Origin of the sequence: Pseudonocardia sp. CA-107938 (assembly GCF_050936315.1) — a bacterium.
Taxonomy (GTDB): domain Bacteria; phylum Actinomycetota; class Actinomycetes; order Mycobacteriales; family Pseudonocardiaceae; genus Pseudonocardia.
The window spans coordinates 2,520,675-2,534,108 of the sequence record NZ_JBNJNA010000001.1 but is presented as its reverse complement, the minus strand read 5'-3'; the positions used below and the strand labels follow the sequence as shown (position 1 = coordinate 2,534,108).

16 protein-coding genes are annotated in these 13,434 nt (G+C 73.1%); 14 read left to right on the top strand and 2 right to left on the bottom strand.

Annotation, left to right across the window (positions count from 1 at the left end; all coding sequences use genetic code 11):
• The first annotated feature begins 132 nt into the window (after window positions 1–132).
• Both ACQEVB_RS12840 and ACQEVB_RS12835 read left to right on the top strand, forming a co-directional pair.
• Entirely contained in the window at window positions 133–363 is a 231-nt protein-coding gene (locus tag ACQEVB_RS12840; protein WP_432969517.1) for a hypothetical protein, read from the top strand.
• The gene (locus tag ACQEVB_RS12835) at window positions 360–1,673 is read left to right on the top strand and encodes a hypothetical protein (protein WP_432969514.1); all 1,314 of its coding nucleotides are present in this window, start codon (window positions 360–362) and stop codon (window positions 1,671–1,673) included. Before ACQEVB_RS12840 ends, ACQEVB_RS12835 begins: the two co-directional genes overlap by 4 nt.
• Window positions 1,674–1,677: 4 nt before the next feature.
• Here ACQEVB_RS12835 and ACQEVB_RS12830 read toward each other — a convergent pair whose 3' ends face one another.
• Entirely contained in the window at window positions 1,678–1,872 is a 195-nt protein-coding gene (locus ACQEVB_RS12830) for a hypothetical protein (RefSeq protein ID WP_432969511.1), read from the bottom strand.
• Between the two features lie 133 nt (window positions 1,873–2,005).
• On the opposite strand from ACQEVB_RS12830, the gene hutH reads away from it, so the two are divergent.
• The 7 genes from hutH to hutI are packed head-to-tail and all read left to right on the top strand — an operon-like array spanning window position 2,006 to window position 10,585.
• Window positions 2,006–3,544, top strand: coding sequence for a histidine ammonia-lyase (hutH, locus tag ACQEVB_RS12825; protein WP_432969508.1), 1,539 nt, complete (start codon window positions 2,006–2,008; stop codon window positions 3,542–3,544).
• Window positions 3,544–5,199, top strand: a complete 1,656-nt coding sequence (gene hutU / locus ACQEVB_RS12820) for a urocanate hydratase (protein WP_432969505.1) — start codon at window positions 3,544–3,546, stop codon at window positions 5,197–5,199. The genes hutH and hutU overlap by 1 nt, the downstream gene beginning before the upstream one ends.
• Window positions 5,199–6,572 carry a purine-cytosine permease family protein gene (locus tag ACQEVB_RS12815; protein WP_432969502.1) on the top strand — a complete coding sequence of 458 codons (1,374 nt, stop codon included), beginning with the start codon at window positions 5,199–5,201 and terminating at the stop codon, window positions 6,570–6,572. Before hutU ends, ACQEVB_RS12815 begins: the two co-directional genes overlap by 1 nt.
• Window positions 6,569–7,723 carry an allantoate amidohydrolase gene (locus ACQEVB_RS12810; RefSeq protein ID WP_432969499.1) on the top strand — a complete coding sequence of 385 codons (1,155 nt, stop codon included), beginning with the start codon at window positions 6,569–6,571 and terminating at the stop codon, window positions 7,721–7,723. Before ACQEVB_RS12815 ends, ACQEVB_RS12810 begins: the two co-directional genes overlap by 4 nt.
• Window positions 7,720–9,003, top strand: a complete 1,284-nt coding sequence (locus tag ACQEVB_RS12805) for a formimidoylglutamate deiminase (protein WP_432969496.1) — start codon at window positions 7,720–7,722, stop codon at window positions 9,001–9,003. Before ACQEVB_RS12810 ends, ACQEVB_RS12805 begins: the two co-directional genes overlap by 4 nt.
• The gene (locus ACQEVB_RS12800) at window positions 9,000–9,455 is read left to right on the top strand and encodes an N-acetyltransferase family protein (protein ID WP_432969493.1); all 456 of its coding nucleotides are present in this window, start codon (window positions 9,000–9,002) and stop codon (window positions 9,453–9,455) included. Before ACQEVB_RS12805 ends, ACQEVB_RS12800 begins: the two co-directional genes overlap by 4 nt.
• Entirely contained in the window at window positions 9,452–10,585 is a 1,134-nt protein-coding gene (gene hutI, locus ACQEVB_RS12795) for an imidazolonepropionase (protein WP_432969490.1), read from the top strand. Before ACQEVB_RS12800 ends, hutI begins: the two co-directional genes overlap by 4 nt.
• A gap of 3 nt (window positions 10,586–10,588) precedes the next feature.
• Here the strand turns inward: hutI and ACQEVB_RS12790 are convergent, their stop codons facing one another.
• Window positions 10,589–11,053, bottom strand: a complete 465-nt coding sequence (locus ACQEVB_RS12790) for an ester cyclase (RefSeq protein ID WP_432969487.1) — start codon at window positions 11,051–11,053, stop codon at window positions 10,589–10,591.
• Window positions 11,054–11,117: 64 nt separating this feature from the next.
• On the opposite strand from ACQEVB_RS12790, the gene ACQEVB_RS12785 reads away from it, so the two are divergent.
• From ACQEVB_RS12785 to ACQEVB_RS12765, 5 genes are all read left to right on the top strand, one after another.
• Window positions 11,118–11,783 carry a TetR/AcrR family transcriptional regulator gene (locus ACQEVB_RS12785; protein WP_432969484.1) on the top strand — a complete coding sequence of 222 codons (666 nt, stop codon included), beginning with the start codon at window positions 11,118–11,120 and terminating at the stop codon, window positions 11,781–11,783.
• Between the two features lie 10 nt (window positions 11,784–11,793).
• A complete protein-coding gene (locus tag ACQEVB_RS12780; RefSeq protein ID WP_432969481.1) occupies window positions 11,794–12,117 on the top strand; it encodes an ArsR/SmtB family transcription factor in 324 nt (107 codons plus the stop codon).
• Complete coding sequence (locus ACQEVB_RS12775; RefSeq protein WP_432969478.1) at window positions 12,114–12,554, top strand: SRPBCC family protein; 441 nt, start codon at window positions 12,114–12,116, stop codon at window positions 12,552–12,554. Before ACQEVB_RS12780 ends, ACQEVB_RS12775 begins: the two co-directional genes overlap by 4 nt.
• Window positions 12,555–12,715: 161 nt before the next feature.
• A complete protein-coding gene (locus ACQEVB_RS12770; protein WP_432969475.1) occupies window positions 12,716–12,844 on the top strand; it encodes a hypothetical protein in 129 nt (42 codons plus the stop codon).
• A gap of 196 nt (window positions 12,845–13,040) precedes the next feature.
• The gene (locus ACQEVB_RS12765) at window positions 13,041–13,361 is read left to right on the top strand and encodes a hypothetical protein (protein ID WP_432969472.1); all 321 of its coding nucleotides are present in this window, start codon (window positions 13,041–13,043) and stop codon (window positions 13,359–13,361) included.
• The last annotated feature ends 73 nt before the right edge of the window (window positions 13,362–13,434 follow it).

The window sequence follows — 13,434 nt, the reverse complement described above, 5'->3', positions numbered from 1 at the left end:
AGTCGCATCGGCCCCGCCTGATACGACGGCCTGAGCATAGCCGTTCGACCAGGGCGGATCCGGCGGTTGGGCGACTGCCGGCAGAGTTGTCGACTCCGCCTGCAGAACCGCTCTGCATGGCATGATCCCGGCATGGCCGCAGACGTCCCGCAGCGCCGCCTCGCCGAGATGTTGGGCCGACCGGCCGAGGAGTTCGCGGCGTTCGCGGTCCTCGCCCCTGCGCAGCTCGACATGCTCGTCGTCGCGGTGGAGGCGACGGCAGCGCGCCAGCGCGAGGCGCTGCAGCGCGCCGTGGACGAGTCGCTGCAGCACCTGCCACCCGTACTGCGCAGCACCGTCAAAGCGGCGGTCGGCCTGCGATGACCTCGCTGGAGGTCCGTGCGGAGATCCTCAAGCTGGCCCGCGTGCTCGACCGCAACCCCGAGCACCTGCTGTTCCTCACCGAGGTCCCGGCAGCCGACATCCGCCGGCTGCGCGAGGCCGCGCACGAGCACCTGTTCAACGGTGAGCGCGCGCGGTTCCGCCGGATCGCCGCCGCGACGAAGCTGCTACCCACCCGGGTCGTGACCGCGGTGGCCGAGAAGGCGTTCGCGCCGGTCTTCCTGGCCCGCATCGCCGGCGAGATGCCCACCGACCGGGCCATCGAGATCGCGCAGCGGATGAACACGGGCCTGCTCGCCGACGTCACGCTGGAGCTCGATCCGCGAGCCGTCGGACCGATCCTGCACGGCATGCCGGTGGCGGTGGTCAGGGCGGTCGCGCTGGAGCTGGTGCGCCGGGGCGAGCACATCGCGATGGGCCTGTTCGTCGGCTACCTCTCCGACCGCGCGATCCGCGAGGTGCTCGCGGCCCTCACCGACGAGGAGGACCTCCTGCGCATCGGCCTGTTCATCGAGGCCAGGGAGCGGATCCCGACCTTGGTGCGCATGCTCTCCACGCAGCGGCAGCGCCGCATCGTCGAGCTCGCGCAGGACGAGGCGAAGGACCTGTGGGCGACCGTCGTCGCGCTCATGGCGCAGGTGGACGCGCAGACCCAGCGCACCCTCGGCGACATGGTCGCCGACCAGGACGACGAGCAGCTGACCCGGCTGCTGCACCGCAGCCAGGACCAGGACCTGTGGCCGGGGATCCTGCCCGTCGTCATCCGGATGAGCCCGGACAAGCAGGCGCGGCTCCTGAGCCTCGACGCGCTCGCCGATCCCGAGGTACTCACCCGGATCTTCGAGGACGCCGAGCGGCACGACCTCGCCCGCACGCTCCTGCCGATGATCGCGACGATCGACGTCGACGACGTCGTCGCCGCCGCGAACGCGATCGGAGGGGAGAAGCTCGTGCGGCTGTTCCGGGCAGCCGAGGCGGCGAACCTCGTCCCGCGCCTGCTCGCGATCGCCGCCCGGCTCGACGCCGAGCAGCGTGCCTGGCTCATGGCGGTCACCGTCGCGATGCCGGCAGAGCTGCAGGAACGGTTCACCGACGAGGTGGAACGCGCGCAGCTGTGGCCACCCCTCATCGACCTGGCCGCCACCATCCCGCCCGCCGCCCGCGCCGGGCTCGCCGCCGCCGTCGCCCGCATCGCCGCCGCCCGTCCGGAGCTGGTGGAGCGGCTCGCCGAGCAGGCGGAGGCCCGCGGCCTCACCGATCTGGTGTCGGTGGCCCGCGCCGCGACCGACTGACCGGTCAGACGCGCACGTCGAACCCGAGGTCGACGTCGGAGGCGGCCTGGCCGCCGCGGATCCCCCAGTCCTCGGGCTGCGTCCGCTTCGGCGAGCACGCGAACCGGTGCGGTTCGTGCACCACGAGGCGGACGTGCTTGTCCTCGGCGGGGATGCGGAACGCGGTCACGAGCGCGCCGTGGATGAGCACGGTGGGCATGCCGCGATCATGGCTCCACCTCCTGCTCGGGAGAAGCGGATTCCCCTCCGGGCGGACGAGACTGTCCGGGATACCGGACACCGATCCTGCGGCACCCATGGAATCCGGGGGCGCGCGGGAGTTGGCTGTACGGATGCATCCTGTGGAGGTCGGCCTGGGTCCGGTATCCCCTTCGGACGTCGTGGCGGTGGCGCGGGACGGTGCGACGGTGATCCTGTCGCCCGACGCGCTGGCGGAGATCGCGGCGACCCGCAAGGTCGTCGAGGAGCTCGCCGACGACGTCGAGCCGCACTACGGCGTGTCGACGGGGTTCGGCGCGCTGGCCACGCGGCACATCCCGGTCGAGCGGCGGGCGCAGCTGCAGCGCAGCCTGGTGCGCTCGCACGCGGCCGGGTCCGGGCCCGAGGTGGAGCGCGAGGTGGTGCGGGCGTTGATGCTGCTGCGCTTGTCCACCCTGGCAACGGGGCGCACGGGCGTCCGCCCGGAGACCGCGCGGACGTACGCGGCGATGCTGTCGGCGGGGATCACCCCGATCGTCGGCGAGTACGGCTCGCTGGGCTGCTCGGGTGACCTCGCGCCGCTGGCGCACGTGGCGCTGGCCGCGATGGGCGAAGGCGACGTGCGTGACGCGGAGGGTGCGATCCGCCCGGCGGCGGACGTGCTGTCGGAGGCCGGGATCGCGCCGGTGACGCTGGCCGAGAAGGAGGGTCTGGCGCTGATCAACGGCACCGACGGCATGCTCGGCATGCTGGTGCTGGCCTGCGCCGACCTGCAGCGACTTGTCCGGGTGGCCGACGTCGCGGCAGCGATGAGCGTCGAAGCGCTGCTGGGCACCGACGCGGTGTTCGCGGCCGACCTGCAGGCCCTGCGCCCGCACCCCGGCCAGGCGGCGAGCGCGGCCAACCTGCGCGCACTGCTGGCCGGCTCGGCGATCATGGCGAGCCACCGCACCCCGGACTGCACCCGCGTGCAGGACGCCTACTCGCTGCGCTGCGCCCCGCAGGTGCACGGTGCGGTGCGCGACACGCTCGCGCACGCCGAGACCGTCGCCGACCGCGAGCTGGCCGCGGCCGTCGACAACCCGGTCGTCACGATCGACGGGCGGGTGCAGTCGAACGGCAACTTCCACGGCGCGCCCGTCGGGTACGTGCTGGACTTCCTCGCGATCGCCGTCGCCGACCTGGCGTCGATCTCGGAGCGGCGCACCGACCGGTTCCTCGACCAGTCGCGCAGCCACGGCCTGCCGGCGTTCCTCGCCGACGACCCGGGCGTCGACTCCGGCCACATGATCGCGCAGTACACGCAGGCCGGGATCGTCTCGGAGCTGAAGCGGCTGGCCAGCCCGGCGTCCGTCGACTCGATCCCGTCGAGCGCGATGCAGGAGGACCACGTGTCGATGGGCTGGTCGGCGGCACGCAAGCTGCGGCGCGCCGTCGACGGGCTGCGTCGCGTGCTCGCCATCGAGCTGCTCACCGCCGCACGCGGCATCGACCTGCGGCGGCCGCTCCAGCCGGCCGCCGCCACCGGAGCGGTGCGCGACGCCCTGCGCGCCACCGTTCCCGGGCCGGGACCCGACCGGTTCCTGGCCCCCGACATCGAGGCGGCCGTCGCCGCCGTCGCTTCCGGCGCGGTCCTGACCGCGGCCGAATCCGTCACAGGAGGACTGCAGTAATGGAAGGCGCCCGACCCGTCCGCGCACCGCGCGGCACCACGCTCACCGCCGGCTCGTGGCAGACCGAGGCCCCGCTGCGGATGCTGCAGAACAACCTCGATCCCGAGGTCGCCGAGCGCCCCGACGACCTCGTCGTCTACGGCGGCACCGGCCGCGCGGCCCGCGACTGGCGCTCGTTCGACGCCATGGTCCGCACCCTCACCACCCTGCGCGACGACGAGACGATGCTCGTCCAGTCGGGCCGTCCGGTCGGCGTCATGCGCACGCACGAGTGGGCGCCGCGCGTGCTCATCGCGAACTCGAACCTGGTCGGCGACTGGGCCACCTGGCCGGAGTTCCGCCGGCTGGAGAAGCTCGGCCTCACCATGTACGGCCAGATGACCGCCGGTTCGTGGATCTACATCGGCACCCAGGGCATCCTGCAGGGCACCTACGAGACGTTCGCCGCCGTCGCCGACAAGCGCTTCAACGGAACGCTCGCCGGCACCCTGACCGTGACGGGCGGGTGCGGCGGCATGGGCGGCGCGCAGCCGCTCGCCGTCACGTTGAACGAGGGCGTCTGCCTCGTGATCGACGTGGACCGCTCGCGGCTGCAGCGCCGCGTCGACCACCGCTACCTCGACGAGCTGGCCGACGACCTGGACGACGCGATCGTCCGCTGCGAGGAGGCCAAGAAGCAGCGCCGGCCGCTGTCGGTCGGCCTGGTCGGCAACTGCGCCACCGTGCTGCCGGAGCTGCTGCGCCGCGGCGTCGAGGTCGACATCGTCACCGACCAGACCTCGGCCCACGACCCCCTCTCCTACCTGCCCGAGGGCATCGACCTCGACGACTGGTCCGACTACGCGGAGAAGAAGCCCGAGGAGTTCACCGACAGGGCACGCGCGTCGATGGCCAAGCACGTCGAGGCCATGGTGCAGTTCCAGGACGGCGGCGCCGAGGTCTTCGACTACGGCAACTCGCTGCGCGACGAGGCCCGCCAGGGCGGCTACGAGCGCGCGTTCGCGTTCCCCGGCTTCGTCCCGGCCTACATCCGGCCGCTGTTCTGCGAGGGCAAGGGCCCGTTCCGCTGGGCGGCACTCTCCGGCGACCCGGCCGACATCGCGGCCACCGACCGCGCCGTGCTCGACCTGTTCCCGGACAACGAGCGGCTGCACCGGTGGATCAAGGCCGCCGGCGAGAAGGTCGCCTACCAGGGCCTGCCGGCCCGGATCTGCTGGCTGGGCCAGGGCGAGCGCGACAAGGCCGGCCTGCTGTTCAACGAGATGGTCGCCGACGGGCGGCTGTCCGCGCCGATCGTGATCGGGCGCGACCACCTCGACACCGGCTCGGTCGCCTCCCCGTACCGCGAGACCGAGGCCATGGCCGACGGCTCCGACGCCATCGCCGACTGGCCGCTGCTCAACGCCATGGTCAACACCGCGTCCGGTGCGACGTGGGTGTCGATCCACCACGGCGGCGGCGTCGGCATCGGCCGCTCGCTGCACGCCGGCCAGGTCAGCCTCGCCGACGGCACCGAGCTCGCCGCGCAGAAGCTGGAACGGGTGCTCACCAACGACCCCGGCATGGGCGTGATCCGGCACGTGGACGCCGGGTACGACATCGCCGCCGACACTGCACGCGAGCAGGGCATCCGCGTGCCCATGCAGGAGAGCTGATGGCTGAACGGTTCACAATCGAACGGCGCTCCATCGACGTCGTCCCCGACGCGGAGCGGCACGGCTCCCCACGCAGCCAGTTCACGCTGTGGTTCGGGGCGAACATGCAGATCACGGCCGTCGTCGACGGCGCGCTGGCGGTCGTCTTCGGGGCGGACGCGCTGTGGGCGATCGTCGGCCTGCTGATCGGCAACCTGGCCGGCGGCATTGTCATGGCGCTGCACGCGGCCCAGGGGCCGCGGCTGGGCCTGCCGCAGATGATCTCCAGCCGCGCCCAGTTCGGCGTGTACGGCGCGATCGTGCCGCTCGTGCTCGTCGTGCTGCTCTACCTGGGCTTCGCCGCGACGGGCACGGTGCTGGCCGGGCAGGCGATCAACGCCGCGTTCGGCATCGACGCGCCGGTGGTCGGGATCGTGGTGTTCGGGCTGCTCACCGCGGTGGTCGCGGTGGTCGGGTACCGGTGGATCCACGCCATGGGCCGCATCGCGACCGTCGTCGGGATCCTCGGGTTCACCTGGCTGCTGATCCAGCTGCTGGCGCAGTACGGGCTGGGGTCGCTGCTGCTGCAGAAGCCGTTCGACGCCGCGACGTTCGTGCTGGCGATCTCGCTGGGCGCAGGCTGGCAGCTCACGTACGGCCCGTACGTCGCCGACTACTCGCGCTACCTGCCGCGCGACACCCCCGAACGCACCACGTTCGGCGCGACGCTCGCCGGCAGCGTCATCGGCTCGCAGTGGTCGATGACGCTGGGCGCGCTGGTGGCGGCCGTGCCGGCGTCGACGTTCCTGAAGAGCCAGGTCGGGTTCCTCGGCGCGCTCGCCGGGGGCGGGGTGCTGGCGTTCGCGATCTACCTGGTGATCGTGGTCGGCAAGCTCACCGTGAACTGCCTGAACGCGTACGGCGGGTTCATGTCGCTGCTGACGACGGTCACGTCGGCGTCGGGGCGCGACTCGGTGTCGCGGGCCACGCGCGCGGTGTTCATCGGCGGGTTCGTGCTGGTGTCGGTGCTGATCGCGCTGCTGGCGTCGAGCGACTTCCTCACGTCGTTCAAGAACTTCGTGCTCGCGTTGCTGCTGGTGTTCACGCCGTGGAGCGCGATCAACCTGATCGACTACTACCTGGTCTCGAAGGAGCGGGTGGACGTGCCCGCGCTGTACGACCCGGACGGCCGCTACGGGCGCTGGAACGCGCTCGCGCTGGTCACGTACGGGATCGGGATCGCGGTGCAGATCCCGTTCATGGCGCAGACGCTCTACACCGGGCCGTTCGCCGCCGCTCTCGGCGGAGCGGACCTGTCATGGCTGGTCGGCCTGGCGGTGACCGCCGCGATCTACTACCCGCTGGCCCGCCGCAGGGCGGTGGTGCCCGTATGACGTTCGCGTCGATGTGGGCGGACCTCGCGCCGATCGGGCGGGCGCCGTCGGGCGGGTACCGGCGGTTCGCGCTGACCCGGGAGGACCACACGCTGCGCGAGTGGTTCGCCGGCGAAGCGGCGGCGCGCGGGCTGGATCTCGTGACCGACCGCGCCGGCAACCAGTGGGCGTGGTGGGGCGCCGGCGACGAGCCGGGGATCGTGATCGGCTCGCACCTCGACTCCGTGCCCGACGGCGGCGCGTTCGACGGACCCCTCGGGGTGGTCTCGTCGTTCGCGGCGGTCGACGCGCTGCGGGCCGCCGGGTTCACGCCGGCGCGACCCGTCGCCGTCACGAACTTCGGGGACGAGGAGGGCGCCCGGTTCGGCGTCGCCTGCGCGGGGTCGCGGGTGCTGACCGGGGCTCTTCCTGCCGAGCGCGCGAAGGCGCTCACCGACGCCGACGGGATCGCCATGGGCGAGTTGGTCGACATCGGACCCGACCCCGAGATGCTCGCCCGGGTCGGCGCGTTCGTGGAACTGCACGTCGAGCAGGGGCGCGGCCTGGCCGATCTCGACCGGGCCGTCGCCGTCGGCTCGGGGATCTGGCCGCACGGGCGCTGGCGCTTCGACCTGCCCGGCGAGGCCAACCACGCCGGGACGACCCGGCTGGAGGACCGGCGCGACCCGATGCTCGGCTACGCGCAGCTCGTGCTGGCGGCACGTGCGGCTGCCGCGAAGCACGACGCCGTCGCGACGTGCGGGAAGGTGCGCGTCGAGCCCAACGGGGTCAACGCGATCCCGTCGCTGGTCACGGGCTGGCTGGACGCCCGCGGCGCCGACGAGGAGCGCGTCCGCGCCGTCGTCGAGGATCTGCGGGCGATCGCGCAGGAGCACGGCGGGCGGGTCACGGAGGAGTCGTGGACCGGGCTGACCCCGTTCGACGGTTCGCTGACGGGTCGGCTCGCCACGCTGCTCGACGACGCCCCCGTGCTCGCGACGGGCGCCGGCCACGACGCCGGCATCCTCGCCGCGGCCGGCGTGCCCACGGCGATGCTGTTCGTGCGCAACCCGACCGGCGTCTCGCACTCCCCCGCGGAGTGGGCGGAGGAGCAGGACTGCCTGGCCGGCGTGACGGCGCTGGCCAAGGTGGTCGAGGAGCTGGCGTCGTGAGCCAGAGCTACTGGGCCGCCCACGCGCTGCTGCCCTCCGGGATCGCGTCCGACGTCGCCTTCACCGTCGACAGCGGCGTGTTCACCTCCGTCGAGCCCGGCGCGCCCCGCTCCGGCACCGTGCTGCCCGGCGTCGCCCTCCCCGGATTCGCCAATGCCCACTCGCACGCCTTCCACCGCGCCCTGCGCGGCCGCACCCACGGCGACGGCGGCACGTTCTGGACGTGGCGCGAGCACATGTACGCCGTTGCCGCGCGCCTCGACCCGGACTCCTACCTGGCACTCGCCCGCGCCACGTACGCGGAGATGGCGCTGGCCGGGGTCACGGCCGTGGGCGAGTTCCACTACGTGCACCACGCGCCCGGCGGGCGGCCCTACGCCGACCCGTACGCGATGGACCACGCGCTCAGGCAGGCCGCGGCCGACGCCGGCATCCGGCTGACCCTCCTCGACACCTGCTACCTGGCCGGCGGCATCGACCAGCCCCTGGGCGAGCCCCAGCTTCGGTTCTCGGACGGCGACGTGGACGCGTGGGCGGCGCGGGTCGCGCACGGCCCGGCCGACGGTGTCGCCGTGCACTCGGTGCGCGCGGTCCCCCGGCACGCCCTCAAGACCGTGGCCGCGGCCGCCGCGGGCCGGCCGCTGCACGTCCACCTCTCCGAACAGCCGGCCGAGAACGACGCCTGCCGCGCCGCGTACGGCATGACGCCGACCGCGCTGCTGGCCACGGAGGGCGTGCTCGGCCCCTCCACCACCGCCGTCCATGCGACCCACCTGACCAGCGGAGACATCGCTGCGCTGGGCAGCTCCGGCACCGGGGCCTGCTTCTGTCCCACCACCGAGCGCGACCTCGCCGACGGCATCGGCCCGGCCCGCGCCCTCCACGACGCCGGGGTGCCGCTGTCGCTGGGCAGCGACCAGCACGCAGTCATCGACCTCCTCGAAGAGGCCCGCGCGCTGGAGCTGCACGAACGCCTGCAGACCAACGAGCGCGGGCGCTTCACCCCGCCACAGCTGCACGCCGCGCTGCACGCGCATGCGGCCCTCGGCCGCCCCGAGGCCGGTCGGCTCGAACCGGGGGCCCCGGCCGATCTGGTCGCCGTCCGCACCGACACCCCGCGCACGGCCGGCGCCGACCCCGCGCAGATCGTCTTCGCGGCGACGGCTGCCGACGTCGACACCGTGGTCGTCGACGGGTCCGTCGTGGTCGAGGCCGGTCGGCATCGGCTGGGTTCGGTCGGGCAACTGCTCGCCGACGCGATCGCTACGGTGACCGCGTGATCATCCGACCGGTCGCGGCAGGCGACTTCGACCAGTGGCTGCCGCTCTGGGACGCCTACAACGCCTTCTACGGCCGCAGCGGGCCCACCGCGCTGCCCCGCGAGATCAGCGAGTCGACGTGGGCGCGGTTCCTCGATCCCGCCGAACCCGTCCACGCGCTGGTCGCCGACCGCGAGGCGCAGATCCTGGGCATCGCGCACTACCTGTTCCACGCGAGCACGACATCGATCGAGCCGATCTGCTACCTGCAGGACCTGCTCACCTCCGAGCAGGAACGCGGACGCGGCGTCGGGCGCGCGCTCATCGAGGGCGTCGCGGAGGCCGCCCACACCGCCGGCGCGACCCGGCTCTACTGGCACACCCACCACACCAACGCGACGGCCCGCGCGCTCTACGACAAGGTCGCCACCGAGACCGGGTTCCTCGTCTACTCCCGGAAGACCACACCGTGACAGTTCTGTACACCGGCATCGCCGAGCTCGTCACCCACGATCCTGAGCTGGGCGTGCTCACCGACGCCGCGTTCGTGACGGCCGAGGACATGATCCTCTGGGTGGGGCCGGCATCGGCGGCTCCGGCCGCGGACGAACGGGTGTTCCTCGGCGAGCGCGCGGTCGTGCCCGGGTTCGTCGACTCGCACGCGCACCTCGTGTTCGCCGGCGACCGCAGCGCCGAGTTCGCGGCGCGGATGGCCGGCCGGCCCTACGACGGCGGCGGCATCGCGTCGACGATGGCCGCCACCCGCGCGGCGACGGACGCCGAGCTGCGCGCGCTCGTGACGGCCCGGGTGGCCGAGATGCGCGCGCAGGGCACCACCACCGTCGAGATCAAGAGCGGCTACGGGCTGTCCGTCGTCGACGAGGCCCGCGCGCTGGCCATCGCCGTCGAGGTCACGCCGGAGACTACGTTCCTCGGCGCGCACGTGGTGCCGCCGGGCATCGATCGCGCCGACTACGTCGAGCTGGTGACGGGCGACATGCTGGCCGCGTGCGCGCCGCACGCCCGCTGGATCGACGTGTTCTGCGAGCCCGCCAGCAAGCACGCCTTCGACGGCGACGAGGCCCGCACCGTGCTGACCGCCGGCCGCGCTGCCGGTCTGGAGCTGCGGGTGCACGGCAACCAGCTCGGCCACGGTCCCGGGGTCACGCTGGCCGTCGAGCTGGGTGCGGCGAGCGTGGACCACTGCACGTACCTGGCCCCGTCCGACGTCGACGCGCTGGCCGGCGGCGACACCGTCGCCACGCTGCTGCCGGGCGTCGAGTTCTCCACCCGCTCGCCCTACCCCGACGCGCGGCGGCTGATCGACGCCGGCGTCACCGTCGCGCTCGCCACGGACTGCAACCCGGGCACCTGCTACTCGTCGTCGATGCCGTTCATGATCGCGTTGGCGGTCCGCGAGATGGGCATGACGGTGGCCGAGGCGCTCTGGGCGGCCACCGCGGGCGGTGCGCAGGCCCTGCGGCGCACCGACATCGGCGTGCTCGCGCCGGGCAAGCGGGCCGACTTCACCGTCCTCGACGCGCCGAGTCACCTGCACCTGGCCTACCGGCCCGGGGTCCCGCTGGTGGTCGGCGCGCCCTGAGCCTCAGGCCGGCGGTCCGAACCAGCCCAGCTGCGTGCCCATGCCGAGGTCGTCGCGGTCCGCCCAGTGCTCGACGACCAGCCCGTCCCGCACGCGGAACCAGTGCGTCTGGCGCGTGACGAAGCCGCGCCCCTGGCTCGGCATCGCGGCCACGACCGAGCCGTCGGGGCCGTGGACGGTGAACGGGCCGCTCTGCGTCCCCCGCATCGTGGTCTGCACGGCGACGAGATCGCCCTCGGCGATCGCGTTCTCGACCTCCCAGTTGATGTCGGAGGCGAACCCGTGCAGCCACTTCGCCGTGGCGAGGAAGCCGTCCGGGCCCGGGACGCGGCAGTCGAGCGGCTCGTTCGCGGCCTCCCGGTTGACGGCCTCGGGGTGGGTCACGGACCGGTGGCGCTCCGGGTCGAGGCTCTCCATGGCCTTGATCGATGCGACCGCGACCTCGGTGGACGAGAGGGTCGTCGTCATCGGGTGCTCCTCTGCTAAATTTCGACACAGTTGGCCTGTATCGAAGACAGGGAGACTGTAAGGAATGTCGGACAAGGCCGTCAAGAGGCGGTACGACAACGCGGGCCGCGCGGCCCGTGCCGCCGCCAACCGCGCCGCCGTACTGCGCGCCGGCCAGGAGGTGCTGGTCGAGAAGGGCTACGGCGGCGCCACGATGGCCGCGATCGCCCGGGCCGCCGGAGTGTCGGTCGAGACCGTCTACAAGGGCTTCGGCAGCAAGATCGAGCTCGTCGGGCAGATCCTCGACCAGGCCGTGGTCGGCGACGACGCGCCGGTCCCGCTCATCGAGCGCGCCGACTTCGGCGGGATGCTGCAGGCCGAGAGCGGCGCGGAGATCCTCGCGGAGTTCTGCAGGGCGTCCTGCCGGATCCTGGAGCGCATCGGCCCGCTGATCGGCGCGCTCTTCATCGCCGCCCGAGCGGGTGAACCGGAGCTGCGCGCGCTCATGGCGGAGGCCGGCCGCCGCCGGCTAGCCGACTTCACCCGGGTCGTCGAGGCCGTCGCACGGTCCGGCGCGCTGCACCCCGACCTCGACGTCACCGAAGCGAGTGAGAGCCTGTGGACGGTCGGCTCGCCCGAGGTCTACGTGCAGTTCCGCGACGACCTCGGCTGGTCGCACGAGCGGTACCAGGCCTGGTTGATCCGTTCCGCCCGCGCGCTGCTCCTTGTCGACGCTCAACCACCCGGTTAAGCTTAACCGTGTGGTTGAGCTTCTGGACGACGTGTTCCACGCCCTCGCCGACGGCACGCGGCGCGCGATGGTGGCCGAGCTCGCCGCCGGCGAGCGCTCGGTGAGCGAGCTCGCCGCCGCCCACCCGATCTCGCTGGCAGCCGCGTCGAAGCACGTCACAGTGCTGGAACGGGCCGGGATCCTCACCCGCCGCAAGGAGGGCCGCCGACAGGTGTGCCGGCTGCAGCCCGCCCCGCTGGCCGCCGCCACCGCCCACCTGCGCCACTACGAGCGGTTCTGGAACACCCGCCTCGACGCGCTGGAAGCGCTCGTCACCACGGAGGAGACGCCATGACCGAGCCCGTCGTCCCGCACGAGGTCACCGTCCGCCGCACCATCGCCGCCACACCCGACGCGCTCTACCGCGCCTGGACCGAGCCCGACCTGCTCGCCCGCTGGTTCGGCACCGTCGTGTCCGCCGACGTGCGCGTGGGCGGGCGCTACCGCGTCGAGATCCACGAGTCCGACGGCACGGTCAACGGGTTCGTCGGCGAGTACCTCACGCTCGACCCGCCGCACACGGTCGCCTTCACCTTCACCCACATCGCGCAGACGGAGGCCGACCGGATCAGCGACGAGACCGTCACCGTCACCTTCACTCCCGGCGACCCCGGCCACACCGAGCTGGTCCTCGTGAACGCGTGGACCGGCCCCGCCACCGACCCGTCGTACTACCAGGCCATCCAGGACGGCTTCGGCGTTTGGCTCGATCTGCTGGAGAAGATCCTCTGAGCCCGCACCTGCATGACGAGCACACAGTTCGACTCGCCGGCTGGTGAGCTACCGGCTCGCCCCTGTGTTCCCCGCGCAGCTCGACGACGCCGCGGCTGCCTGTGGTGCGCTCCTCGACGAAGGGGCCTGCCTCTGCCCGACGCCGCGATGTTGATCTCGCCGTGGCGGCGACGGCGACGTTCAGCTCCGCGCCGACGACGTTCCAGCTGGCGGCCGACCGCGTACCGGAGGCCGACGACGCGGTCGCCCGCTTCGCGACGTGGGCACGGCCGCTCCTCGGCGGGGTGTAGCGCCACGCCCGACACCGGACGAGGTCCGCCACGAACGGCTGCGTCAGTCGCCGGCGGCGAGCCGGCAATCCGGCCAGTGCGAGCACCGTGACCGCCGGAACGGCGGCCCCCCGGACGGAAGCGCGCCGGAACCCGGCCGGGGTGACCAAGTGGGGACCGCAACGGGAGCAGGAACGCAGCCGCTCGCGCACGCCCAATGGTTCCCGCCGATCAGGACCGGGCGCAGGCCCGGGACGATCACGCCCTCGCCCTGGTGACGACCATCCTCACGGCGCTCGGGACCCGCTCGATGACCGGCGGAGTCCGTGCCACGGCGGGCTTGCTGGTCGGCGGCGCGGTGACCGATGCGTTCGGAACGCGCTTGATCTTCATGCAGAGCCCGGGCGGCGATCAACGCAGCGTCGGACCACGCCAAGCCGCACAGCATCGAGGACAGGGTGAGCATGCTGCTCGGCCCGCCGCGGCCGTGGTGCACTGCGAGAACCCGTGGGCGGAAAACCGTCGTCGATGGTCGTGACCGCGGGCCGGCGCGGCCGCAGCTCACCGCGGCGCTCGGCCGAATCCGGGTCGAGCGCGGCTCTCGGGCGCGA

Coding starts and splice junctions, on each gene's coding strand:
- ACQEVB_RS12840 (WP_432969517.1), top strand. CDS start 133: ATGGCCGCAGACGTCCCGCAGCGCCGCCTCGCCGAGATGTTGGGCCGA.
- ACQEVB_RS12835 (WP_432969514.1), top strand. CDS start 360: ATGACCTCGCTGGAGGTCCGTGCGGAGATCCTCAAGCTGGCCCGCGTG.
- ACQEVB_RS12830 (WP_432969511.1), bottom strand. CDS start 1,872: ATGCCCACCGTGCTCATCCACGGCGCGCTCGTGACCGCGTTCCGCATC.
- hutH (WP_432969508.1), top strand. CDS start 2,006: ATGCATCCTGTGGAGGTCGGCCTGGGTCCGGTATCCCCTTCGGACGTC.
- hutU (WP_432969505.1), top strand. CDS start 3,544: ATGGAAGGCGCCCGACCCGTCCGCGCACCGCGCGGCACCACGCTCACC.
- ACQEVB_RS12815 (WP_432969502.1), top strand. CDS start 5,199: ATGGCTGAACGGTTCACAATCGAACGGCGCTCCATCGACGTCGTCCCC.
- ACQEVB_RS12810 (WP_432969499.1), top strand. CDS start 6,569: ATGACGTTCGCGTCGATGTGGGCGGACCTCGCGCCGATCGGGCGGGCG.
- ACQEVB_RS12790 (WP_432969487.1), bottom strand. CDS start 11,053: ATGACGACGACCCTCTCGTCCACCGAGGTCGCGGTCGCATCGATCAAG.
- ACQEVB_RS12785 (WP_432969484.1), top strand. CDS start 11,118: ATGTCGGACAAGGCCGTCAAGAGGCGGTACGACAACGCGGGCCGCGCG.
- ACQEVB_RS12775 (WP_432969478.1), top strand. CDS start 12,114: ATGACCGAGCCCGTCGTCCCGCACGAGGTCACCGTCCGCCGCACCATC.
- ACQEVB_RS12765 (WP_432969472.1), top strand. CDS start 13,041: ATGGTTCCCGCCGATCAGGACCGGGCGCAGGCCCGGGACGATCACGCC.